The organism is Runella rosea, from assembly GCF_003325355.1.
Classification (GTDB): domain Bacteria; phylum Bacteroidota; class Bacteroidia; order Cytophagales; family Spirosomataceae; genus Runella; species Runella rosea.
Window position 1 is genome coordinate 1,776,280 of sequence record NZ_CP030850.1, and the last position, 23,913, is coordinate 1,800,192.

General features: G+C 44.8%; 17 protein-coding genes. 7 read left to right on the plus strand and 10 right to left on the minus strand.

What is annotated here, in order from left to right; translation table 11 throughout:
* Nucleotides 1-69: 69 nt before the first annotated feature.
* The 5 genes from DR864_RS07615 to DR864_RS07635 all read right to left on the minus strand — a co-directional run bounded on the left by DR864_RS07615 (nucleotide 70) and on the right by DR864_RS07635 (nucleotide 7,673).
* Entirely contained in the window at nucleotides 70-1,602 is a 1,533-nt protein-coding gene (locus DR864_RS07615) for a SusD/RagB family nutrient-binding outer membrane lipoprotein (RefSeq protein ID WP_114066394.1), read from the minus strand.
* Nucleotides 1,603-1,655: 53 nt separating this feature from the next.
* A complete protein-coding gene (locus tag DR864_RS07620; RefSeq protein WP_114066395.1) occupies nucleotides 1,656-4,727 on the minus strand; it encodes a SusC/RagA family TonB-linked outer membrane protein in 3,072 nt (1,023 codons plus the stop codon).
* A 630-nt stretch (nucleotides 4,728-5,357) separates the two neighbouring features.
* Nucleotides 5,358-6,065 carry an NUDIX hydrolase gene (locus tag DR864_RS07625; protein ID WP_114066396.1) on the minus strand — a complete coding sequence of 236 codons (708 nt, stop codon included), beginning with the start codon at nucleotides 6,063-6,065 and terminating at the stop codon, nucleotides 5,358-5,360.
* A 113-nt stretch (nucleotides 6,066-6,178) separates the two neighbouring features.
* Complete coding sequence (rimK, locus tag DR864_RS07630; RefSeq protein WP_114066397.1) at nucleotides 6,179-7,081, minus strand: 30S ribosomal protein S6--L-glutamate ligase; 903 nt, start codon at nucleotides 7,079-7,081, stop codon at nucleotides 6,179-6,181.
* A gap of 109 nt (nucleotides 7,082-7,190) precedes the next feature.
* Nucleotides 7,191-7,673 carry an ATP-dependent zinc protease family protein gene (locus tag DR864_RS07635; RefSeq protein WP_114066398.1) on the minus strand — a complete coding sequence of 161 codons (483 nt, stop codon included), beginning with the start codon at nucleotides 7,671-7,673 and terminating at the stop codon, nucleotides 7,191-7,193.
* A 208-nt stretch (nucleotides 7,674-7,881) separates the two neighbouring features.
* On the opposite strand from DR864_RS07635, the gene DR864_RS07640 reads away from it, so the two are divergent.
* The 4 genes from DR864_RS07640 (at nucleotide 7,882) to DR864_RS07655 (ending at nucleotide 17,241) form a co-directional block, all read left to right on the plus strand.
* Complete coding sequence (locus DR864_RS07640; RefSeq protein ID WP_114066399.1) at nucleotides 7,882-10,998, plus strand: SusC/RagA family TonB-linked outer membrane protein; 3,117 nt, start codon at nucleotides 7,882-7,884, stop codon at nucleotides 10,996-10,998.
* 18 nt (nucleotides 10,999-11,016) lie between these two features.
* On the plus strand, nucleotides 11,017-12,876 hold the full coding sequence (locus tag DR864_RS07645; RefSeq protein WP_114066400.1) for a RagB/SusD family nutrient uptake outer membrane protein: 1,860 nt from the start codon (nucleotides 11,017-11,019) through the stop codon (nucleotides 12,874-12,876).
* Nucleotides 12,877-13,041: 165 nt separating this feature from the next.
* A complete protein-coding gene (locus DR864_RS07650) occupies nucleotides 13,042-13,752 on the plus strand; it encodes a hypothetical protein (protein WP_162793633.1) in 711 nt (236 codons plus the stop codon).
* 117 nt (nucleotides 13,753-13,869) lie between these two features.
* Nucleotides 13,870-17,241: a VCBS repeat-containing protein gene (locus DR864_RS07655; protein ID WP_114066402.1), complete on the plus strand. Its 3,372-nt coding sequence runs from the start codon at nucleotides 13,870-13,872 to the stop codon at nucleotides 17,239-17,241.
* Nucleotides 17,242-17,314: 73 nt separating this feature from the next.
* Here DR864_RS07655 and DR864_RS07660 read toward each other — a convergent pair whose 3' ends face one another.
* The 3 genes from DR864_RS07660 to DR864_RS07670 form a co-directional block, all read right to left on the minus strand.
* The gene (locus DR864_RS07660) at nucleotides 17,315-17,578 is read right to left on the minus strand and encodes a GlsB/YeaQ/YmgE family stress response membrane protein (RefSeq protein WP_114066403.1); all 264 of its coding nucleotides are present in this window, start codon (nucleotides 17,576-17,578) and stop codon (nucleotides 17,315-17,317) included.
* Between the two features lie 92 nt (nucleotides 17,579-17,670).
* Nucleotides 17,671-18,789 (minus strand): DNA polymerase III subunit, encoded by a 1,119-nt coding sequence (locus tag DR864_RS07665; protein WP_114066404.1) that lies wholly within the window; start codon nucleotides 18,787-18,789, stop codon nucleotides 17,671-17,673.
* Between the two features lie 136 nt (nucleotides 18,790-18,925).
* The gene (locus DR864_RS07670; RefSeq protein WP_114066405.1) at nucleotides 18,926-19,462 is read right to left on the minus strand and encodes a DsrE family protein; all 537 of its coding nucleotides are present in this window, start codon (nucleotides 19,460-19,462) and stop codon (nucleotides 18,926-18,928) included.
* A 121-nt stretch (nucleotides 19,463-19,583) separates the two neighbouring features.
* Between DR864_RS07670 and DR864_RS07675 the strand changes: the two genes are divergently transcribed.
* The gene (locus tag DR864_RS07675) at nucleotides 19,584-20,654 is read left to right on the plus strand and encodes an agmatine deiminase family protein (RefSeq protein ID WP_229599543.1); all 1,071 of its coding nucleotides are present in this window, start codon (nucleotides 19,584-19,586) and stop codon (nucleotides 20,652-20,654) included.
* Between the two features lie 116 nt (nucleotides 20,655-20,770).
* On the opposite strand, the gene DR864_RS07680 is transcribed toward DR864_RS07675, so the two are convergent.
* A complete protein-coding gene (locus DR864_RS07680) occupies nucleotides 20,771-21,283 on the minus strand; it encodes an FKBP-type peptidyl-prolyl cis-trans isomerase (protein WP_114066406.1) in 513 nt (170 codons plus the stop codon).
* Nucleotides 21,284-21,327: 44 nt separating this feature from the next.
* Nucleotides 21,328-21,855 (minus strand): GNAT family N-acetyltransferase, encoded by a 528-nt coding sequence (locus DR864_RS07685; RefSeq protein ID WP_114066407.1) that lies wholly within the window; start codon nucleotides 21,853-21,855, stop codon nucleotides 21,328-21,330.
* 256 nt (nucleotides 21,856-22,111) lie between these two features.
* Between DR864_RS07685 and DR864_RS07690 the strand changes: the two genes are divergently transcribed.
* Nucleotides 22,112-22,705 (plus strand): 2OG-Fe(II) oxygenase, encoded by a 594-nt coding sequence (locus tag DR864_RS07690; RefSeq protein WP_205319220.1) that lies wholly within the window; start codon nucleotides 22,112-22,114, stop codon nucleotides 22,703-22,705.
* A 259-nt stretch (nucleotides 22,706-22,964) separates the two neighbouring features.
* Nucleotides 22,965-23,852 (plus strand): alpha/beta hydrolase, encoded by an 888-nt coding sequence (locus DR864_RS07695; protein ID WP_229599544.1) that lies wholly within the window; start codon nucleotides 22,965-22,967, stop codon nucleotides 23,850-23,852.
* Nucleotides 23,853-23,913: the final 61 nt, after the last annotated feature.

Genomic DNA, 23,913 nt, shown 5'->3' on the forward strand with positions numbered 1-23,913 from the left:
ACGATAAAAAAAGGACACCTCACGAAGAAATGTCCTTTTCTGACTTGAATGGTATTGGGGTATTTATGCTTATTTATCCCACCACATACGGGTTGTGAACAAATCGGCTCCCTGACGGGCATTGGCCGCATCAATCCCCGGGTTTACGCCATATTCACCTTGCGAATAACGCAAGCGACGCGGAATCTGTCCGTTGGTTTCGTTGCCAGGGTAGTTAACAGGGGTCAATTTTGGATAACCCGTTCTGCGCCAGTTAGCCCATGATTCGATGTGCTGAAGCAAAGAAGCCGTCGACATCCAGAATTCAGTATGGATTGCGTCCATTTTGGCATCCAAGGTACCCGTAACAGGATACGGATTGGCCGCCAAATATGCCGCCGCATCGGCATCTGTCAGCGTGCCGCCGTACGAATTGATTTGCTTGATACCCGCTTTCAAAGCGTTATCATAGGCTGTTTTGGCAGTTCCAGTTACCCATCCGCGCTCAATAGCCTCTGCTTTCAGCAATTCTGATTCAGTGTAGGTCATTACAAATTGCGTATTTTCCAATGCATACATATTGGGGGCAGGGCGTGAGTAATTAGCCCGTGCATTCAATGGTGCAGGAAGAGCCGCCAACATCGTCGCATCCGTTCCGATGGGCAGACCCACTTGTTTTTCAGGCGTTTTATCGCCTGATTTCAACGCCGAAACCACGCCCAAACGGGGGTCTTTACGGGTTTTCATGGCTTCAATATACGTTTTGCCCCACTGAATATTGTCTGCGGTTACGATGCCACGGCCGCCAGGGAACATATTCCAAGAGTTTGGATTGGAGTTGTTACCAGCACCAGTATTGGCAAATTTAACGCCGAAGCTATCTTCAATACCTGTCATCAAACCTCGGTCAGCCGCTTTCTTGGCCCACGCCTGTGCGCCAGCAGCGTCCACTTTCTGCATACGCATCGCAAAGCGAAGCATAAGTGAGTTGGCGGCGCGTTTCCATTTGTTGATGTCACCCGCAAAAACCAAATCAGCCGTTTTGGGAATGTAAGCAGAAGCACTCAAGGCGTTTCCAGCTTCTTCCAATTCTTTCAGCATATCGGCATAGATGTCTTTTTGTGCGTCATATTTAGGTGAAAATACACCAGTAAGCGCACCATAACCAGCTTCCGAATACGGTACATCACCGTACACATCGGTCAAAACTCCCATCTCGATAACCCGCAAAATGCGCGCCATTGACAAGACATTCACCTGCTTAGGGTCTTTCTTTGACAGTTCGATAAGATTGACCAAGTTTTTGATGGAGTTTGGATAAGCTCTTTCAAACCAAGCCGCGCTCAAATCTCCCTGAAACGTGTACACCGTTCCGCGGTAGAAGCCAACTTCTACCGACGACATGTGTTGCATCATCATGGCCGCGTAGATGAAGTTGGTCCGCCATGAGCGATAGCCCGGGTCACCGCCTTCACCCGTAATAAATAGGGTAGATTGCGCCAAAAGATAATCAAGAGGTACCGCCGACGGTGCGTTAGGATTGACATTGATGGTCTCAAAGTCTTTGGTACATGAACCCAGCGAAAATACAAGGGCCCATAAAATTATTAATTTACGTATCATTGCTAAATGTCTTTTAATGGTTCAAAAAAGGTACTTCGGGGCATTCGCCTCCCTTAAAATTTCAAGTTAACGTTCAAACCAACCGTTCTTGTGACTGGTACACCCGCCAATTCAAGCCCTTGGGCGTTTGAGTTGTTATACGTCGACTCAGGGTCAATGTTAGGGGTATTCTTCATCAGAATCAACAAGTTACGGCCCACAATAGAAACCGAAGCACTCTTAAACGGAGAGCGTCCCAATACTTTTGAAGGAATGCTGTAATCAATAATGATTTGACGAAGTTTGAGGAAGTCTGAGCTGTATACAAAAGGTGTAGCGATGTTGTTGGCTACACGAGATGCATAATCCTGAGCCGATACTTTAACCGAGTTAGGCTCCCCTTTTTCATTTACACCTTTTCCAACCAATCCACCTTCACGGCCTTCCAGCGTTTCAACGGTCAAACCTCTGCGGTAAGCATACGAGTTGGTTCCCGAGAATATGTACCCACCGAATTTACCATCTATCAAGAAGCTGAATCCTACGCCTTTGTAACGGAATGAATTGTTAAACCCAAGCGTCAAAGGTGCTACCCCCGTTCCGAAGTTTTTGAGGTCGCCCTGAATCGGAAAACCCTGTGCATCGTGTACGACATTGCCAGCGGCATCTCTTTTGAAATCAAAGCCTTGTACTTGGCTATAAGGCAAACCTACTACGTGGTTGATGTAAGCCGTTCTGGTGCGGTTTTCGTCTACCCGAATGGTGCTCAGATCTTTGTAAAGACTTACCACTTTACTGTTATTATAGCCCATGTTGAATGAGGCATCCCAAGTAAAGTCTTTGCCGCTCAACACTTTGTAGTTAATGAGCAACTCAATTCCTTTGTTCTCAATTTCGCCCACATTAAACAACGCATTTCCGTAGCCCGAAGTAGCCGAAATGGTCGCACCCACGATGTCGTTTGTGGTTTTACGGGTATAATATGCGAAGTCAATACCTACTTTGTTGTTGAAAAGACGGGTATCAAATCCAGCTTCAAACGTGGTAGAAGTAAGCGGTTGAAGTGCTGCGTTTGGCACTTGCCCACCGTTGATTTGGGCCAGAGGGGCACCTAAGTGAGCACCCGACAATCCATAATACAACGATAAATTATAAGGGTCAGTATCGCCACCCGCCTGTGCCCATGAAGAGCGCAATTTGAGGTAATTGATCACCGACGGCAATTTAACGGCTTCAGATAGTACAAAACTTGCACCTACTGACGGGTACAAAATGCTATTGTTGCCAGGTGCCAACGTTGAGAACCAATCGTTACGCGCAGTAGCCGTTAGGTATAAATAACTATTGTAAGAAAATTCTGCCGAACCGTAGACCGAGTTGATGCGCTTACGGATAAGTTGTTCCCCAATTCCGCGGCCCGAAGGATCTCCGTTTGAAATATCATAAAAGAATGGGATGTTTAGCGCACCGCTGCCGTAGTTTGAGTTCAGGTAAGTCTGTCTCATTTGGTTACCACCAACCAACACATTTACGCCGATTTTATCCGTTATTTTTTTATCAAAACCCAACATCAAATCCGCATTGGTTTCGGTAAAATTACGGTTGCTTACGTTGTAATTTCCACGGGTTGAGAAGGGAGTTCCGTAAGGCGTAATGTCTTGATAACGATAATTGAAGTTGTCAAATCCTAAACGACCTTTTACGTACAACCAATCGGTGATGTTGAAACGAGGCTCAAATGCACCGATGATACGGTTTTTCTTATCCGAGTTTTTCCACTCAGCCGCCGCGTAGTACGGGTTTTGAATGTAGATGTTGTCCGACCAAGTCAATTCATAATTTTGGTCCGTTACTTGGCTTTCTTCCAACGCTGCCACGCTCAGAGACGTCGGCATCGCGTTGATAGCGTAGGTAGCACTGCCGGGCGAGTCAGACAAACGCGGACGGTTAGTGGCTTTTTCAATGATGTATTTTACGTTAGAAACAAAAGAAAGTCTTTTGCCCAAGTTTCCGTTTACGTTCAAAGCAAAGTTGTTTCTCTTCAAACCTGCTCCCGGAATAACGCTCTTGTTGTTGAGGTCATTCATTGAAAAACGGTAAGTTACGCTTTCGGTTGCGCCCGTCAAAGCCACTGAATTGGTGAAGGTACTTCCCGTTTTATAAAAATTAGACATGTTGTCTTTCACTGCCGAGTAGGGACGTGACTTGCCGTCAAACTGAATCACGCTCGTTCCGTCCAACTTGGCACCCCAGCTGTTGGAGGTCAAAGCTTCCTGTACCGTAGTTGGCTTCACGCCGTTGTTACCAGCACCGTATACGTACTGATAGTTCTCAAATTTATTGATGAGCAAATCTTCTGCCACGATGTTACTGTTGATTTCGACACCAATGCCTTTGCCCGCTTTGCCACCTTTAGTGGTTACCAAAATAGCCCCGTTAGAAGCACGTGAGCCATAAAGAGCGGCGGCAGTTGCGCCTTTCAGTACGCTGATGTTCTCAATTTCATCGGGGTTAAGGCTAGAGATACCGTCGCCACGGTCGCCACCACCCCACATCCCCGCATTACCGAGGTTATCGTTATTGACTGGAATACCGTCTACCACGATAAGTGGTTGGTTATTGCCTGAAATAGAACCGTTTCCACGAATCACAATCCGGGTTGAACCTGCTGGCCCCGAAGCTGGTGCCGAGATATTTAAACCCGCCACTTTACCTTGCAAAGAATTGGCCATGTTGTTGGTACGGGCTTGGGTAAGGTCTTCACCTTTGATTTCCGAAACCGAATAGCCCAACGCTTTTTTCTCTTTTTTGATACCAAGGGCCGTCACTACAACCTCATTCAGCACATTGTCTTGTGTGGTAAGCGTAACGTTAATCACAGAGCTGTTGCCAACGGTTACCTCTTTGGCCGCAAAGCCGATATAACTGAATGTAAGCGTGGCTCCTTTTTTAACGTTAATACTGTAATCACCCTTATCATTGGTGACCGTACCTTGGTTAGATCCTTTGACTACGATGTTTACGCCGTAAATCGCCTCTCCGTTATTTCCCGAAACGCGCCCTTTCACATCTACATTCTGAGCATAACTCAGAAACGATGCAAAAGAAAACACGAACATCAAAAGATAATGTAGTTTTCTTTTCATTGGTGATGGTTGTTTTAAGTAATAAAAATGAAGGAATTATTCTATTGCAAAGTAAATATTTATTTGCACAAAACGAATAGTACAATTTTGACCATTTATAACACAATACCTTCACTAAACAGTATTTTTGAGTAAAAAAATGGTACAATTTAGATAAAGACCAAAAAAAATGAGAATGGCTGGCCTACTTTTATGAACTTGCTTTTTTATGAATATAACTTTGTAAGGTAACCGTACAAAATATCCAATTGTGTCGACAAGTAGCTGATTTTTTCTCCTAAAATGGCTTTTTCGCGCTTAAATATCCCAACAATTACACATTAAACCCGCTCAATGTACACTCTTTGGTATAAACGTAGCTCTCCTTGCCGCAACCGCCAATTTTAAAGGTATATTGGTGATGAAAAGGGTATCTAAAAACTAATTTATTGGATAGAAAAAACCATCCAAAAGCACCGATAAATTATGACAAATAATTAACAACCTTCAAAAGTCATACAATTTTAACATTCAATACGTAAAAAAGCAGCGTTTACTTTTAGACAAACACACCAATAAACATAAAAAAGGGGGAAACGCATCGATTTTGCGTTTCCCCCTTTTTTGCTAATAACCCAATTGGATACCACGCTAAAAATCAGGATTTGATACAAAATTCAGGAAAGAATTGCTGAATGAATTGTACTTCTCTTTGTTAACTTCATAAAGATAAGCGCCTTTCTTAGAGGATTTTTGCTTTTCTTTGAGTTTTACAAGTAGGTGCGTTGAGAGAATTTTACGGCTAAAATTTCGCTTGTCGAAAGTCGTCTGAAAAATAGCTTCGTACAGTTTTTGCAGCTGTGGAATCGTAAATTTTTCGGGCAAAAGTTCAAAGCCAAGCGGGTGCAGTGCCGCCTTATAACGAAGTTTTTGAATGGCTAAATCTATCATTTGACGGTGGTCAAACAGAAGTTCATCGGGCATTTCGCTGACAGGAAACCAATGGGCAAAGTGAGCCTGCGAAATTTTGGAATCGTAGTGCTCGATGTTTATCAAGGCAAAATAAGCCACCGAAACGGTTCGGTCGATGGGGTCGCGGTTGATGTCGCCAAATGTGTAAAGTTGCTCCAAATAGACCCCTTTCAGCCCCGTCAGCTCAAACAAAATGCGCTCCGCTGATTGTTCCAAATTTTCGTTGGGGTTCAGCCAACCGCCCATCAACGACCAGGTATCAGCGTGCAAATTCGGCCCACGTTTTACCAACAAAATTTTCAGGAGGTCACCGTCAAAACCGAAAATGATGGAATCCAACGCAACAAGGCATTTCGGTTGGGTGTCATAAGATGCTTTATCCAGCATACAGGAAGATAATTAATCAAAGGTTAAGTGCTAGAATACGGTAAACAAGAAAAAGGGACAAAATCATTCCCTGTTTAATGTTACGATAAAGATAAAAGCCCCTCATTTTTACCCTATACGCCGATGGTATCGTTTTCGTCGGCGGGTATTTTCTCTTCAATAAACGACACAATCAAGTCGGCAACATTGACGCCCGTACAATTTTCGATTCCTTCCAAACCAGGCGACGAATTGACTTCCATAATCATCGGCCCGCGATTCGACAGAATCATGTCTACCCCTGCCACGCGCACCCCCAAGGCTTTTGCGGCCTGAAGAGCGGCTTTTTCTTCCTGTTGCGTCAATAAAATCGGGGTTGCTTTGCCACCCCGGTGGAGGTTGGAACGAAAATCCCCTGCTTTGCCTTGACGCTTCATGGCAGCAACAATTTTGTTGCCAACCACAAACGCTCTGATGTCAGCCCCCTTGGACTCTTTGATGTATTCCTGAATCAAAACGTTGGTTTTAAGCCCATAAAAAGCTTCAATTGTTGATTTTGCGGCGCTTTCCGACTCCGCCAAAACCACTCCTACTCCCTGAGTTCCTTCCAATAATTTAATAATAACGGGCGGCCCGCCCACCAAGTGAATGAGGCTGTCAATGTCTTTTGTCTGATTAGCAAAAACAGTTTTAGGAATTTGAACGCCCGCTTTTGAAAGGATTTGCAAGCTTCTCAACTTGTTGCGCGAGCGCATGATGGCCTGAGATTTGACGGTAGTAAATACTTTCATCATTTCGAATTGCCGCACTACCGCGCACCCATAGTCGGTGACCGAAGCTCCAATTCGTGGAATAATCGCGTCGATGCCTTCAACCGCTTTGTTTTTGTATAAAATGACGGGTTTTTCTTCTTCAATCATCACATGGCACAACGCGTGATTGATTACGAGCGCTTCGTGCCCATGCGTACGAATGGCCTCTACCAAACGTTTGGTAGAGTATAATTTGGGGTTGGTAGAAAGAACAGCAATTTTCATTATAATAGTTACATAATCAACCGATTAGCATTGCTACTTGTAGCATAACAGAGCCATAGCGGTGGGGTAAAATTAATGGGAAGTTGATTGAATCAAGGTTATCTTTTTGTTAATGCAATACCGACTCAGCAGCGGTTCTTTTTTGGGAGAGAGAAAGGTCTTCTAATGAGACATCCACTAAAAAACGATTTCGTAGAAGTTTTCGCCCCAGCAATACAGGGTAGCGCATTTTTTCACGGTCTGCCAAGGAAAATTCTGCTTGAAAAGCTTTGCCAAAAATCACAATCCGCGTTTTGATTACATAACGCATTTCAGTTTGTCCAAATGAATTTTTGATGGATTTCAGCTCAAATGTTTTAGCCACAAACCGTTTTCGTTTTTCTCCCTTATGCGCTGGCAAATAGAAGACAAGTTTCTCTTTCGTCAATTTTATATTATAACAGTGGATGGAAGAAGTATAAGCCCCCGTATCTATTTTGGCGCGAACATCCGCCAAGCCCAAATCGGGAAAATCTACACTGTCGGTACGACCTATCACCCGTATTTCTCCCTTGATGGAGATATTCCTATTGACTATTCTCGCAGGTTTCATTTATCCCAAAAAAACAACATTTTCTGTTAAAATAGTATGATTTTATGCAAAAAGAGAGTCAATCAGACAACATTTTGCATAGTACCTTTGTTGATGGAAAAAAATATCAATATTTATTCGATATAAAATGATATTCTATTCCTTATTTTGAAGTTCATTTGTACGTTTTTAAAGTTCATTTATCTATTTTACACTAAACAATTACTCTATGAAGCAGAAATTACTACTGCTATTCGTCTGTCTCTGGGCGAATTTGAGCTTGTTCGCTCAAGAACGAACAGTGTCGGGTCAGATCAAAGACCCTACCGGTGCACCACTACCCGGGGTAAGTATTTTGGTCAAAGGTACGACCAAAGGTACCAACTCTGACGCAGATGGGAACTTTAAAATTGGGATGGCTCCTGGAAGTACGCTGGTTCTCAGTGCCATCGGCTTTGCCAAACAGGAAATTACACCTTCGGGCGTTACCGTAAATGTTACCATGCAGCAAGATGTTGCCGCACTGAGTGAGGTAGTTGTGGTAGGTTATGGTACCCAAAAGAAAGAAACCGTTACGGGTTCTGTGGTATCGGTCAAAGGAACCGACTTGGTAAAATCACCAGCGGCCAACCTTTCCAACTCTCTTGCTGGACGCTTACCAGGGGTAACTGCCGTAAACCGCAGCGGTTTGCCAGGTGGTGACGGCTCTGCCATCAGAATCCGGGGTTCAAATACATTGAACAACAACGGTGCACTTATCGTAATCGACGGTATCCCTAACCGTGCTGGTGGTCTTGACCGTATCAACCCTGCCGACATCGAGAGCATCTCTGTATTGAAAGATGCAGCAGCAGCTATCTATGGTTCACGGGCGGCCAACGGGGTTATTCTGATTACGACCAAGCGTGGTAAGACAGGTAAGCCTGAGTTGTCGTACTCGCTCAACCAAGGTTGGTCAAACCCGACTGTTATTCCTAAGTTGACAAATGCTGCACAATATACAAGTATGCTCAACGACTTGGACATTTATCAACTTCCAGTATCTGAATGGGCTGCTGCCAACCAAGCTTACAAAACAACGGGCTCATTTACCCGCCCCAACGGTACCGTACGTAACGCTCCGTTTTCTCCCCAAGCTATTCAGAAATACGCTGACGGCTCCGACCCATGGAACTACCCCAACACTGACTGGTACGGTTCTACCCTCAAAAACTGGTCGCCACAGGTACGTCACAACCTCCAACTTAACGGAGGAACCGAAAACTTCTCTTATTTGGCTTCATTGGGTTACCAAAACCAAGATGCTAACTACATCCAGTCGTCTACGGGTTACAAGCAGTACGATATGCGTTTGAACTTTGACGCAAAAATCAACAAGTACGTAACCATGACTTTAGGCGTAGTAGGTCGTCAGGAAGCGCGTCGTTATTCTACACAATCTCCTGGTGCTATCTTCCGGATGTTGATGCGCGGAAAACCCCAAGAGCCTGCTTTCTGGCCTGATGGCCGTCCTGGTCCAGACATCGAAAACGGACAAAACCCTGTGGTAATCACGACTGACTTGGCTGGTTATGACCGCGACACCCGCAATTATTTCCAATCAAACGGTCAGCTTGACATCAAAATTCCAGGCGTAGAAGGCTTGAAATTGAGCATGAATGCCGCTGTTGACAACTTAGCCCAAAATAACAAAACGTGGTTGATTCCATGGACGCTTTACCAAAAAGGTTCGGGAGTAGATGCCAATGGCAATCCAAATCTTGTTCCTGCCCGTAGAGGTCCTGCTGATCCAAGCTTGAACCAAGTGAATATCAATCAGCTTAACATCTTGTTGGGTACGGTGCTTTCTTATGATAAAACCATTGGTAATCACACCTTCAACTTGTTGGCTGGTACAAACCGCGAAACCATCAAAGGCGATAACTTCTCGGCCTTCCGTCGTTTCTTCCTTTCGACTGCCCTCGACCAGATGTTTGCGGGTGGTGACTTGCAACGTAACAACAACGGTGGTGCGTTTGAAACAGCTCGTATTAACTACTTCGGTCGTGTAGGTTATAACTTCAAAGAGAAGTACCTCGCCGAGTTCTTGTGGCGTTATGATGGTTCAGACATATTCCCTGAAGAAACCCGTTACGGCTTCTTCCCAGGAATTATGGCAGGTTGGGTTGTATCAGAAGAAGAATTCTTTAAAAAAGCACTCCCTGCGGTTAATTTCTTAAAATTGCGCGGTTCAATCGGCCAATTGGGTAATGACCAAATTCCTTCGTATCAGTACCTTTCAACTTACGGATTCAGAAGCTATATCTTAGGAAATGCTGAAACAAAAACGTTGTTTGAAGCACGTATCCCAAACACCCAAATTACTTGGGAAGTAGCTACCAACTCTAACTTAGGTTTGGAAGGACAGATGTTTAACGGTAACGTTTTCTTTGAATTTGACGTATTCTCAAACAAGCGTACCAACATTCTTTGGACCAAAAACGCTTCAGTACCTCAAAGTACAGGTTTGACTCTTCCACGTCAAAACTTGGGAGAAGTGCTAAACAAGGGATGGGAATTTAACATCGGTTACCGTAACCAAAAAGATGGCTTTAAGTATAATGTAAGCGTGAACGGTGGATATGCTCAAAACAAAATTTTGTTCTGGGATGAAGCTCCGGGAGCACCTGCATGGCAGCAAACAACGGGCAAGCCGATGTTTACATACCAAACTTACCTCTACGACGGGGTGTTTAAAGATCAAGCCGCCATCGATGCCAACACCATCGATTACAAGGCAATCGTAAACACGCTCCGCCCTGGCGACATGAAGTACAAAGATTACAACGGTGACGGAAAAATTACTCCTGATGACCAAGTACGTAACAACTTCACCAACATTCCTTTGTTTACGGGTGGAGTTAACCTCTCGGCTAGCTACCGCAACTTTGACTTGACCGTCCTTATCCAAGGAGCAGCCGGAGCAAAGCAATTTGTAAGTGCCGCAGAGATGGGTAATATCGGTAACTACTTGTTGGATATGTACGAAAATCGTTGGACAATCGACAATCCAAGCGACAAGCACCCACGCATTGCCAACCGTAACGACCAGTATTTTTCTGGTGGCAACGACTACTGGCTCAGAGATGCTGACTATCTCCGCTTGAAAAACTTGGAAGTTGGATACAATATTCCTTCTACTTTGGTGAAGAAAATCGGAATGAACACGCTTCGCGTATATTTCAATGGTTTAAACCTTTTTACGGTTGATAAGTTAAAGGTATTTGACCCCGAAACAGATAACTCTACTGGACAGTATTATCCTCAGCAAAAAATCCTGAACGTAGGTCTTGTTGCGGCATTCTAACCATTTAACCAGAAAAAAATGAAACAGTACAAACTCTTAGTCGCTTCCCTTATTGCTGCGACGGTAGTTGTTACCAGTTGTAACGACGATTTTGTTAACACACAACCCCTAAACGAACTTTCAGAAAATGCCGTTTGGACGGATGCCGCGCTTGCCGAAGCATTTGTTTCTGAAATTTATGCAGGCTTCGGAAACGGTGGTTTTGACGAACAAATGTTGGCTTCATTAACCGACGAAACCATCTTTACTCACCCAGGTCGCGGTATTACGACCATCACTGAGGGCCGTTCAAACCCCGCCGACATCGGTTGGGTAAACAACACCATCAGCTGGCAGCAAATGTACCTGCGTATTCGCTCGTGTAACCTTGCCCTCAAAAATCTCGCCAGCCCTAAGTTTACAAACACGGGTAACATCGTAGAGCGTTTGACGGGTGAGACCAAATTTATGCGTGCTTATTTTTACCATCAGTTGGCCCGCTACTACGGCGGCGTACCTTTGGTAGATCGTCCGTATGATTTGGGTGAAGCCGATTACATGGCTACTCGTAATACTTGGGCTGAGACAGTCGCTTTTATTGTCAAAGATTTGGACGAAGCCGCTGCGCTCTTAAAGGGTAAAAGCATGGCTGCTGGCCGTGCCACTGAAGCCGCTGCTTTGGCGCTTAAAGCACGTATGTTAACGTACGATGCCAGCGATTTGCACGATGCTACCAAGATGAAAGCAAAATCTACAGTACTTTCTTCTTTCACAAAACCTGAATTAGTAGCAAACGTGACAGGCTCGCAGGCCGACCGTTGGCAAAAAGCAAAAGCTGCCGCTAAAGCAGTTTTGGATTTGCCAGGCTACGGTAACTTGTTGAATTTGACTGCACCCGTCTCTGCTCAACAGGGAACAACCAACTACATGAACAACTCATTGTCGCGCAATGGCGGTCAAAACGAGTTGCTGATGGCGCGTTATTTTATCAACGCAAAACAAGAAAACGGCGGACGTCAAGGACTTTTCAATGGTCCTAACGGCTACAACAACTGGGCAGGTAATACCCCTATCCAAGTAATGGTTGATGATTACGAAATGATGGACGGAACCAAGTTTGACTGGAAAAACCCTGCACAAGCTTCTGATCCATACGCAAATCGTGACCCTCGTTTCTATGCGTCTATCTTGACCGAAGGTTCACCTTGGAAAGTGCGTAGCAATGCCAACTTACCCCGTGACCCTGCAAGCCAAATCCAAACGGGTCGTTACGAAATCGTAAACGCTTCTGGTGCTAAAGTAACCCACTTTGGTTTGGATACTCGCCAAAGCCCAATCGAAGACTGGAACGGAAGCTATACTGGTTATTATATCCGTAAATTTACCGATCCAAACCCTGCCATCGTTGACCAAAATACGTGGCAAGAGGTACCTTGGCCTATCTTGCGCTACACTGAGATGGTTTTCAACTACGCCGAAGCTTGTATTGAGCTAGGTCAGGACGAAGAAGCCCGTAATTGGTTGAACAAGATTCGTTTCCGTGCTGGTATGCCCGCTATTACTGAGTCAGGAGATGCGCTGAGACAACGTTTCCGCAACGAAAAACGCATTGAAATGTACTTGGAAGAGCAGCGTTTCCATGATGCTCGCCGCTGGATGATTGCTCCTACTACCTTAGGACGCAAAGCCAACGGTATCAGCATCGTAGGTACACTCAAACCTGGCAAAACAGTTAGTCTTTATAAATACGATAAAGAAAACTACAACTACACTTACACAGTATTTGAAATTGACCCAGGTAAGGAAAACCGCAGCTGGGCTGATAAACTGTACTATTTACCAATTGACCGGAACGAAATGAACCGGAACACTAAATTGGTTCAAAATCCAGGTTATTAATTAGAATCACAAGCACTTGGAGAGCTTTAGAGAGCTCTCCAAGACTTTTATAAATCTATGCTCTCAAAAATTGTAGGGCATAGATTTTTTTAATTTATAACCTCATACAGAGAAGTTTGTGTAGATTTGTTTATTAAGAAATATTATTCCCAAAAAACAGAAACCATGAAAACAGGCATCATTTTATCGTTCATTTTTGGAGTTTTTTCATTGGCGTTACAGGCACAAGACACCAAAGCAATCAGGGTAAAAGCCGATACCGACCTCAAATACGCAATTCCTGTAGCTGAGCGTTATCGCTATCCACAATTCAAAGAGGGGACGGTATCTTTTTTCAACGCTGCTCCCGCAACGGCAAAACTCAATTACAATTTTCAATTAGGAGAAGTACAGTTTCTTAGCCTAACCAAAGACACCTTGTCCTTGGCTAATGAGAAAACCATTAAACAGATTCAAATTGGCGAGAATATCTTTTACTATGACGTGGCCCACGGGTATGTAGAACGCATCGCCACGTATCCTAAAGCGTACTTGGTGGTCAAGACGATGTTTAAAGTAGCCGCTGTTGAAAAAATGGCCGCGATGGGCAAATCCTCCGCCACGTCGTCTATTAGAGAAGTTAATATGCTTTCTACGGGCAATAGTTCAGTCCAAAAACTTGCATCAAAAGGAGACATCGTTTTTTCAAAAGATAAATTGTATTTCCTAATGGACTTAAACCATCGTTTTTACAAAACTACCAAAGGAGGGTTCTTAAAACTTTTCCCAACCCATAAAAAGGCCATTGAAGACTATTTCAAAGCCGAAAATCTTGATTTAGAGAATGAAGATCATCTCAAAAAAATCCTTCAATTTTGTAGTGAATTACCCCAATAAATGAATAAATGCCATTTGCTATAACCATTCATTTTTACTCAATTTGTAGCTGCTTTGAGCACCCAAAGGTGCTTTGAGGCCTCATTAAATTTTTTAGCATTACTTTATCTTCTATTGATGAAACATCTTACACTGCTCGCAGGGTGCATCATTGTACTATTCCTATCGACAAGTTGCCAAGAACAAAAAGATACCCAAACGGAAGTAACCGAACCTACGCTATTTACCCTCCTTACTCCTGAAAAAACCAACGTCGATTTTCAGAATATCATCAATGAAGGCCTTAATACTAACGTGTTGATGTATGAGTATTTCTACAACGGCGGCGGCGTTGCGGTGGGTGATTTGAACGGCGATAAACTGGAAGACCTCTATTTTACTGCCAATCTCAGCGCCAACAAACTCTACCTCAACAAAGGAAAAATGCAGTTTGAAGACATTACCGCCGCCTCGGGAGCTGCCGGACGCGAAGGACCGTGGAAGACTGGAGTGACCATGGCAGATGTCAATGGTGACGGGAAATTGGATATTTTCATTTGTCATTCGGGCAATCTCCCCCCCGAGAAGAAAGCCAACGAATTGTTTATCAATCAAGGCAACAACGCCCAAGGCATCCCAACATTTCTGGATCAATCCGCTGAGTATGGCTTAAACGGCCCTTCATCGAGCACAAATGCCTACTTTTTCGATTATGACCGTGACGGTGACTTGGACTTGTTTTTACTTAATCACAACATAAAGTCCTTGCCCGTTCTGAATGAATCAAACAGTGCAGAATTCAACAAACAAGACGACCCTGTAAGCGGTTCTCGGCTTTTTCGGAATGAGGGCAAACGTTTTGTTGACATTACTACCAAAGCAGGTATCAACAGCTCTCCCCTCTCCTACGGTCTGGGGGCGGGCATCGCCGATTTTAACCAAGATGGCTGGCCGGATATTTACGTCAGCAATGACTATACCATCCCCGACCATCTTTATATCAATAACAAAAAAGGTGGTTTTGTGGACCAACTTACTACCTCGATAGGACATACCTCTCATTTCTCCATGGGCAACGACGTGGCTGACGTGAACAACGACGCCACGCCCGATATTTTCACGCTTGATATGTTGCCAGAAGAAAATCGACGTCAAAAACTCCTCATGGCCCCCGACAACTACGAGAAATTTGACATGGTGGTCCGGTCGGGTTTTCATAAGCAGTACATGAGGAATATGTTGCAGTTGAATACCCTCTCTCTCCAGAAAGGAGATAGCAGGGTAAGGTTTTCTGAAATAGGTCAACTTGCAGGCATCTCCAACACCGATTGGAGTTGGGCAGCGCTTTTTGCCGATTATGACAACGACGGATGGAAAGACCTTTATATTACAAATGGCTACCTGCGCGACTACACCAACCTCGATTTTCTGAAATACATGAACGATTTTCAGCAGAATCAACCCAACATCGGGCGGCAGGATGTGCTCAATCTCGTGCAGCAGATGCCCGCTTCCAACGTGGTGAATTACCTCTATAAAAACAACAAAGACTTGACCTTCAAAAATGTTGGAATGCAATGGGGTTTGGGGCAAAACTCTAACAGCAACGGAGCCGTTTATGCCGATTTAGACAACGACGGAGACTTGGATTTGGTGGTCAACAACGTAAATCAGCCCGCATTTATCTACCAAAATGAAGCCCAACAATTGCTCAAAAATCACTACCTGAAAGTTACATTGGTGGGCAATGAACTCAACCGTTCGGGCATAGGGGCGAAGGTCATTCTGTACCAAAAAGGCCAAACCCAGTACCTAGAGCAAATGCCCATGCGTGGGTATCAGTCGAGTGTTTCCAATATACTGCATTTTGGATTGGGAAACGCCACAACGATTGATTCGCTAAAAGTACAATGGCCTAACGGCAAACAACAGCGCCTTTCCAACGTTAAAGGAGATCAATGGCTAACCCTGAACGAAAAGGACGCCAATGAAACCATCGGTACGCCTGCTTCGAAAGAACCGCTGTTTAAAGAAATGCCGTCGGGGATTCCATCGGGGATAAATTATGCCCAGCCTGCTTTAGCCTACAATGATTTTAAAAGGCAGATTCTGATGGTTAATCCACAATCGTACGTGGGTCCGGCACTAGCCAAGGCCGATGTCAATGGCGATGGCTTGGAAGATGTATTTGTGGGCGGCGGCAATGGACAGGCTGGAGCGCTGTTTTTGCAGCAAAACGGCCCGTCGCCACGGTTCGTCAAAAAACCACAAGCAGCTTTTGAAATCGACGCCAAAAGCGATGCTTCCGACGCGGTATTTTTCGACGCCAATGGTGATGGCTCCCTCGATTTGTACGTTTGTCACGGAGGTTACGCCAATTTCGAGCCCAATGATGCTTTGTTACAAGATGCGCTGTATTTCAATGACGGAAAAGGAAATTTTGCCAAAAATACGACCGCTCTTCCGTCCATGCTTGTCAGCACAAGTTGCGTCCGGGTTACTGACCTAAACGGCGACCAGAAACCCGATTTATTTATAGGCGGACGCGTTGTGCCGGGTAGTTACCCCGAAATTCCCTCTAGTTTTATTTTGCTCAACGACGGCAAAGGGAACTTCAAAGATGCCACTGCTTCTGTGGCTCCTGAGCTTCAAAAAATCGGCATGGTGACCGATGCCGCTTGGCTCGACCTCAACGGAGATAAAAAATCCGAGTTGATTGTGGTGGGAGAATGGATGCCTTTGATGGTTTTTGAAAACAGTAATGGTAAACTGGAGAATAAAACTGATAAATACTTTGACCGAAACTATAGCGGTTGGTGGAATAAACTGCTGGTGGACGACTTCAACGGCGATGGAAAAATGGACTTAATCGTCGGAAATTTGGGGCTCAATAGCCAAGTGAAAGCTTCTCCCGAACAACCCGCCGAACTCTATTTCAAGGATTTTGACCAAAATGGTCGTATTGACCCCATTTTGTGTACGTATATCCAAGGGAAAAGTTACCCTTACATCACCCGCGACGAATTGATCGGGCAATTACCCATTATGGGAAAGCGGTATCCTGATTACAAAACCTATGCTGACGCTACCCTCAAAGATGTATTTACGGCATCGGAGCTTGAAGGCGCCACACGGCTCGAAGCCAATCATTTGGCTACAACTTGGTTTGAGCAAGGCCCTGCTGGAAAATTTACGGTCAAAAAATTACCCATCGAAGTGCAGACCTCTCCCATTCACGCCCTGATTTCATTGGATTATGACAAAGACGGAAAAAAGGATTTGCTCCTTTGCGGCAATCAACTCCGCACCCGTCTCCGTCTCGGGCAGTACGACGCCAATTTCGGTACGCTGCTCCATAACAACGGCAACGGAACGTTTAGCTATGTTCCACAGCATAGCTCTGGTTTTTACATCAATGGCGAAGTAAGAAGCATTTTATCCATAAACAACGAATTGTTGTTTGGAATAAATCAAGGCGTGCTTAAAACATACCGAAAAGTAGAGAGATAAAATAAAAGTCATCGGTCAATCTTAGTTGACCGATGACTTTTATTGGTAATTGTCCAAATAAAGTGATTTAAACTTATTTTTTGGCAGTAAGGCTTCGGTATAAAATAATTGCTAATAAAATAATGGCGGCCCCACTAAAAGCTTCCAAAACCCAACTTATAAAGTCTGGCAATCCAAGCATGGTGTGAAATTCTCCGTCAAAGAGATACCCTCCTACAAAAGCCCCTGCAATACCCAATAAGATTTGATAAAGGGTCGAAAATGAAAAACGTTTGAAGGCTAAATCTGCCAACCACCCAGCAATGGCCCCAACGACGATCGTGATGATGATATTCATTGTGATTAAAAGTTTAAAAGTGCTTCTCCTTCAAGACCGTTTAATTGCCTAAAAGTCACCTTTAAGTGTCTTTCTCTCAAAAAAACAGTTGATTAAGCGCGCATCGTTCGGGCCGCCGTCAATGAAATATCCAAAAACAACACTTTGGCGCGGGCGTTTCGTTCGAGGTGATAATAACCATCGGTGATTTCCTGAATCAATAACTCAATGGCTCCTGGGTTGACTGCCTTGCCAAATTTTTGCACAAAACTCAGCTCTTCATCCTGCAACCGTAGCAATTCTTCCACACCGTTTTGCCACAAAAACAAATCCCGAAACAGATTGAGGGTATAGTCGAAAATCCCTTTTTGTTTCTCTTTGCCCAACGTATCAAATTCATCCGCAAGTTTGACCAAGGACACAAAGTCGCGCGAGTAGCATTTACGCATCCATTGCGCAAACCACGCGTGGCGGTCGTCTTCCGTCTCATTGGTCAGGCGCATGGCCTCAGCAAGATTCCCTTCACAGAGGTACGCAATCTGCCGCGCCTGGCGCTCATCAATGCCCTTTTGGGCCAAAAACTGCGTCACTTCCTCATCTGTAAAGGCACGAATAGCTACCCGTTGCGTGCGGGAGATGATGGTGGTCAATAACTTATCCGACTGACTAGAAACAATCAAAAACAGGGTCTTTTCAGGCGGTTCTTCCAGAATCTTCAACAGGGCATTGGCCGCCTGTACGTTGAGCAACTCAGGTTGCCAAAACAACATGATTTTAAATTCCCCCTCAAACGCCTTGAGTGACAGCTTACTAACGATACTCCTTGATTCTTTGATGGGAATAATTCCTTGCTGATTGCCCGTGGCATTGATGCACGCCAACCATTCGGGGAGCGTTCGAAAAGGATGCTCTTCCAAAAAAGCGCGCCATTTAGGCGTTAGTTCGCCCAATAAATCTTCTCCTTCTTTGGGGGTGCGAGGCAACGGAAAAATATGATACACGTCGGGGTGGACCAACTTATGCATCTTAGAGCAGGAAGCACAGCGCCCACAGGCATCATCGGGCTGACGGTCTTCGCAATTGACAAACGTAGCAAACGCCCACGCCAACGCAATGCCCGCCCCACCCACTGGCCCGTCAAAAAGCTGGGCGTGCGCAACGTGGTTATTCTGTACGGAGCGAATCAGCGCGCGCTTGGTATCGTCGTGACCGAGTATATTCTTAAAAAGCAAAATGGAAGCGATTGGATGTTGGCTGCAAAATTAAAGAATGTCGGCTTGCTTTGGGCGGATTTGGCGGGAAATTATAATTCAAACGCGTAAGGGCACACGTAAAACCTGCCCTTACTTCAAACCTTAGATTACAAATTTACGGTATCACCATCACATACCCCTTCGATTGCAAGGTAGTCATCAGCAGCATGGCCGAGAGCGTCACTTTGATGTTTGGATTACGGGGCTCTTTCTCCATTTTACGCATGTAGAGAGATTGTCCACAAATGTATATTTTGACACCGTTGGCGGTCAACTCGTTGATAAGGGTGGTATTGGGATTTGGCATTCCAAACTTCTTTTGGTAGGCTTCGTCGCTCAAAATCAGGGGTGTACCCAAAAAATGAACCACCGCCACCACGTCTAAATTTTCTCTGGGAATGCCCGCCGATAGATGCAGATTGACCAAGCGAGCCAATTTGTCTAGCGTAGCATTGACAGAATCTGGCTTATCGGCACCTTTAGAAATTTCATACAATACCTTGTATTTCATCTTTTTATCGGCAATAGGCTCGGCCTCTGGCACCTCAAACATGCTACCACCGCTCTTGATGAAAGGAAATTTTTTCTGCGCCTGACTGGCCAAACTAATGAAAAAGAAAAGGGCTAACAAAGAGTAAAAGCTGGTACGCATGGGGTAGAAAGGTTTGTAAATGAATGTAATTTTTCAATAAATATAAGGGTATTTTGGGAAAGTGGATGGCAACTTGCGCATAAAACAATCTACAATTCTCCCTATTTTTGCGCCACAAAACATGAAACAGCATATCAGCAATATGTCAAATCAATCCACGCCCAAACAACGGGGCTTTTTCTTTCCCGCCGAATGGCACCCACACCGCGCTACTTGGCTGAGTTTTCCGCATACTGAAGCCTCTTGGACGTACGAGCGTCAGCCGAAAATGCTTCCTGCGTACCTTGAATTTATCAAAACCATCAGCGAAGGCGAAAAAGTGTGCATCAATGCCCACAACGAAATCGTCAGACAAACCATACAGCTCCAGCTGCTCAACGCAGGGGTAGACATGAATCAAATTGAATTGCCGCTACACGCCACCAACGACTCATGGTGCCGCGATCACGGGCCAGGAATTCTCATCAACCCTGACACTAAGGAGCGTTTGGTGTTGAATTGGGGCTATAATGCATGGGGTGGAAAGTATCCTCCTTTCGACAACGATGACCTCATTCCCGTGGCTATTGCGCATTATTTAGGGTTGGAATACGTTACGCCGGGCATCATTATGGAAGGTGGCTCGGTAGAGTTCAACGGTAAAGGAACTGTGATGACGAGCCGGGCGTGTTTGTTGAACGAAAACCGCAATCCACACCTCAATCAAGGCCAAATTGAGCAATATCTGTGCGATTATTACGGGGTAGAGCAGGTTCTTTGGGTGGGCGACGGCATCGTGGGCGACGATACCGACGGACACATTGATGATACTGTTCGGTTTGTGAACGAAGACACCGTGGTGACGATTATTGAAGAAAATAAATCGGATGCCAATTACGAAATCTTGCAAGACAATCTGCACGAATTGAAGCAAATGCGGTTGCTCAACGGCAAACAACTCAATATCGTAGAGTTGCCAATGCCCACGCCTGTATACAGTGATGAGTTAAGACTACCCGCCTCTTACGCCAACTTTTACATCAGCAATGCCGCCGTGATTGTGCCCACGTTTCGCTGCGATAATGACCAACGCGCGTTAGACATTCTGAGTCAGTGTTTTACCGACCGAAAGGTGGTGGGAATTGATTCGACCGAAATCGTGTGGGGATTGGGAAGTTTTCACTGCCTGAGTCAGCAGGAACCTATTGTATAAACAACGTCTTCAAGGTTTAAATAATAACGTCGGCGAGGTTTGAATAATAACCTACAAAACAACGTCGGCGAGGTTTGAAACCTCGCCGACGTTAAGTTAACACCGACATTAGCTTCTTAGTGATGCACTCCACCGTCGCCGTGGACGTGGCCATGCTCCAGTTCTTCTGCGGTAGCAGCACGTACTTTGTGTACTTTTCCAACAAAATGCATTTCACGTCCTGCCAATGGATGGTTAAAATCCATCAAGACAAACTCTTCGTCAATTTCAACGATTTGGCCCATCAAACGATGTCCTTCTTCATTGGTCATCGGAACCATATTGCCTACTTGGAGGATGTCTTCCTGAAGTTTGCCATCCACTTTGAATACCTCCAACGGAATCTCCGCAACGGCTTCGGTGTCATAATCTCCGTAACCCTGTTCTGGGTCTAATTTAAAGTCAAAAGTATCGCCTTCGGCAAGACCATTCAATCGGTCTTCAAATGCTTCGGGAAGGCCACTCATGCCTTGAATAAAATACATAGGTTGGTCATCACCAACGGTTTCGACCATTTGCCATTCGTCGCCGTCGTTTAAAAGACTCAGTTCGTAGGTTACAGCTACGACTTGATTGGGTGCTATTTTCATTGATACAAATTTTTAGCAAACCTACGGTTTTTCGGGAGTGATACCTAATTTGCGTTTAATTTTCGCCACAAAATAAGCCCTTCATTTTCACTTATTTGCTCAAAACCGGCTTTCATCAAAACCCGTTGTGAATTGACCAGCGCCACAGGAGTATGCGCAATCAACGCCTTCAAAGCACGGTGTTTAAACGCCCATTCTGCCAGACATTCCAGCGCTTCGGTAGCAACTCCCTGCCCCCGAAAATTTTGGTCGATTCCGTAGCCAATTTCCGTTTCGCCTTGGTCATTGGGCAAGCCTGCCACGCCGATTCCGCCAGCTACGCAATTCTCCGCTTTGTTCACGATGAGCCAATTGGTAAACCATTCATACCGCGAGGCGTTGGCGGCGGTTTCGGGTAGCCAATAATTGGCCAATGCATCCTCAAATTCATTCTGAAAATATTCTTCCATCTGCATTGGGCGCGGAACCAGCCCCAACGAGCGTTGAAGCGCGTCGTAGTCAGCCGCGTGTAGTTGCAATTGGGTAGTATTGAGCGGAATTAACCGCAAACGAGTTGATTCTAACTGAAACATGGGAAAAGATTAGTTGGACGTAAACAATACAGTTATGCTTTGTGAAATGTATCCACAAAGTAATCAATACGGCTCAGCGCCGTTACGCCACCCTATCAGGCAATGAGATGAAAGTTGTGAGTTGCAGAGGCAATAAAGTTAGATTGCGTAACAAAGGTAAAAAAATGTCTACTTTTGAGCAAGGATAGCAACAAAGCTTCTCCCCTAACCGTTGAGAGTCATTTGTTGGAAGACAACTTGGTTATCAATACAAACTATGGAATTGTTTGATAATCTGATGGATAGTCTTTCTGGGCAGAGCTACGGAGTGATTGATTCTTTTCTGACCTCCGAAGAAATAAATGGCTTGGTCATTAATCTTAGAAAACGCCACGCCGCGGGCAGTTTTAAGGAAGCGGGCATTGGGCAGGGCAGTGGCCAGCATATCCAAGTCCTAGTGCGAGGCGACCAAATTTTGTGGTTAGAGGAATTTTCGGTCGTTGAAATAGAGCAGGTTTACTACAAAAAAATCAACGCGCTGATTCAAAGCCTCAATCAAAGCTGTTATTTGGGCCTGAAAGATTTTGAGTTTCACTACGCATTGTACCCCATCGGGGCTTTTTATAAACGCCACCTCGACCGTTTCAAAACCGATTCGCACCGCAAAATATCAGTCGTCTGTTATTTGAATGAGGATTGGCAGGCCACTGATGGCGGCGAGTTGGTGATTTATTTGCCTAATAAACCACCCGTCAAAATCTCCCCCGTTGGCGGCAGATTGGTTTGCTTTGAAGCCGATATATTGGAGCATGAAGTTCTTCCCGCTACGCACGAGCGCCTCAGTTTGACGGGCTGGCTCAAAACCTATTAATAAAAATGAAAATTCAAAAACACCCCCATAAACAATTGATCATCAAAGGCAACAAGTGTTTTTCTGATAAATTTTCAATCTCTATTTTTCCAAAATCAATGAACCAATATTTACAAAATAGGTTAGCTTTTGTGAATTAAGTGCTTTTTAAGAAATACAAAAATAAATTCCTTTATTTTTCAACTTCCTAACCGTTATGCCGCGCTGTTATCGTTTAGTTTTCGTTTTACCATTATTATTTTTTAGCCTGCATTCCACCATGTCGCGTTCCCAAACCGTCATTTCTCTTTGGTCCAATGGACAGATGCCCAATGATTTACAAAATCGCTCAGTTCAAGAAAAAATCGAAGTAGGCAACGACGGTATTTTACGAATCAGCAATATTGTTTTTCCAACGCTTTCGGTCTATGTTCCTACCACTCCCAATGGTGCGGCGGTGATGATATGCCCAGGCGGCGGCTACGCTATCGAAGCATCGGGCCATGAGGGTGTAGATGTGGCAAAGTGGTTCAATAGCATCGGTGTGACGGCATTTGTATTGAAATATCGATTACCCGACGATAAACTTTGGTCTAACAAACACGAAGTGGCCCTTCAGGATGCCCTTCAGGGTATTAAAATAATTCGGGAAAGCGCCGATAAATACAAGATTGACCCCAATCGTATTGGCATTATGGGCTTTTCGGCAGGGGGACATTTGGCCGCCACAGTCAGCACGCTTTGGCATCAGGCCAAAGAATTAAAAGGCTTCGAAAATCTGTCTGACGCGCAAGCGTGCAAGCCTAATTTCTCCATTTTGATGTATCCCGTGATTACTTCGGGCCCATTTAAGCACGCGGGGTCATTTGAAAGATTATTTGGAAAAACGCCTTCACCTGAACAATTAGAGCATTATTCGGCCGAAAAACAGGTATCCGCCCAAACGCCTCCTACCCTACTCGTCCACGCCACCGACGATAAAGGAGTACCCGTAGAGAACAGTATGTTGTATTATGACGCCCTTCGCAAACTTCGCATTCCCGCGTCAATGCTACTTTACGAAAACGGTGGACATGGGTTTGGACTGGCAAAAAAACTCAAAGGCTCGGTACATAGTTGGCCAGAAAGCTGCCATCAATGGCTGGTTGGAATGGGATATATTCAATAAAACGGGAATAATCCCAATGAGGCGCGGCCTTTGATGCATTATGTTCATCAAAGGCCGCGCC

Coding starts and splice junctions, on each gene's coding strand:
- DR864_RS07635 (WP_114066398.1), bottom strand. CDS start 7,673: ATGAAACCTGCGAGAATAGTCAATAGGAATATCTCCATCAAGGGAGAA.
- DR864_RS07655 (WP_114066402.1), top strand. CDS start 13,870: ATGAAACATCTTACACTGCTCGCAGGGTGCATCATTGTACTATTCCTA.
- DR864_RS07685 (WP_114066407.1), bottom strand. CDS start 21,855: ATGTTTCAGTTAGAATCAACTCGTTTGCGGTTAATTCCGCTCAATACT.
- DR864_RS07670 (WP_114066405.1), bottom strand. CDS start 19,462: ATGCGTACCAGCTTTTACTCTTTGTTAGCCCTTTTCTTTTTCATTAGT.
- rimK (WP_114066397.1), bottom strand. CDS start 7,081: ATGAAAATTGCTGTTCTTTCTACCAACCCCAAATTATACTCTACCAAA.
- DR864_RS07675 (WP_229599543.1), top strand. CDS start 19,584: ATGAAACAGCATATCAGCAATATGTCAAATCAATCCACGCCCAAACAA.
- DR864_RS07650 (WP_162793633.1), top strand. CDS start 13,042: ATGAAAACAGGCATCATTTTATCGTTCATTTTTGGAGTTTTTTCATTG.
- DR864_RS07615 (WP_114066394.1), bottom strand. CDS start 1,602: ATGATACGTAAATTAATAATTTTATGGGCCCTTGTATTTTCGCTGGGT.
- DR864_RS07640 (WP_114066399.1), top strand. CDS start 7,882: ATGAAGCAGAAATTACTACTGCTATTCGTCTGTCTCTGGGCGAATTTG.
- DR864_RS07625 (WP_114066396.1), bottom strand. CDS start 6,065: ATGCTGGATAAAGCATCTTATGACACCCAACCGAAATGCCTTGTTGCG.
- DR864_RS07695 (WP_229599544.1), top strand. CDS start 22,965: ATGTCGCGTTCCCAAACCGTCATTTCTCTTTGGTCCAATGGACAGATG.
- DR864_RS07660 (WP_114066403.1), bottom strand. CDS start 17,578: ATGAATATCATCATCACGATCGTCGTTGGGGCCATTGCTGGGTGGTTG.
- DR864_RS07645 (WP_114066400.1), top strand. CDS start 11,017: ATGAAACAGTACAAACTCTTAGTCGCTTCCCTTATTGCTGCGACGGTA.
- DR864_RS07620 (WP_114066395.1), bottom strand. CDS start 4,727: ATGAAAAGAAAACTACATTATCTTTTGATGTTCGTGTTTTCTTTTGCA.
- DR864_RS07690 (WP_205319220.1), top strand. CDS start 22,112: ATGGAATTGTTTGATAATCTGATGGATAGTCTTTCTGGGCAGAGCTAC.
- DR864_RS07680 (WP_114066406.1), bottom strand. CDS start 21,283: ATGAAAATAGCACCCAATCAAGTCGTAGCTGTAACCTACGAACTGAGT.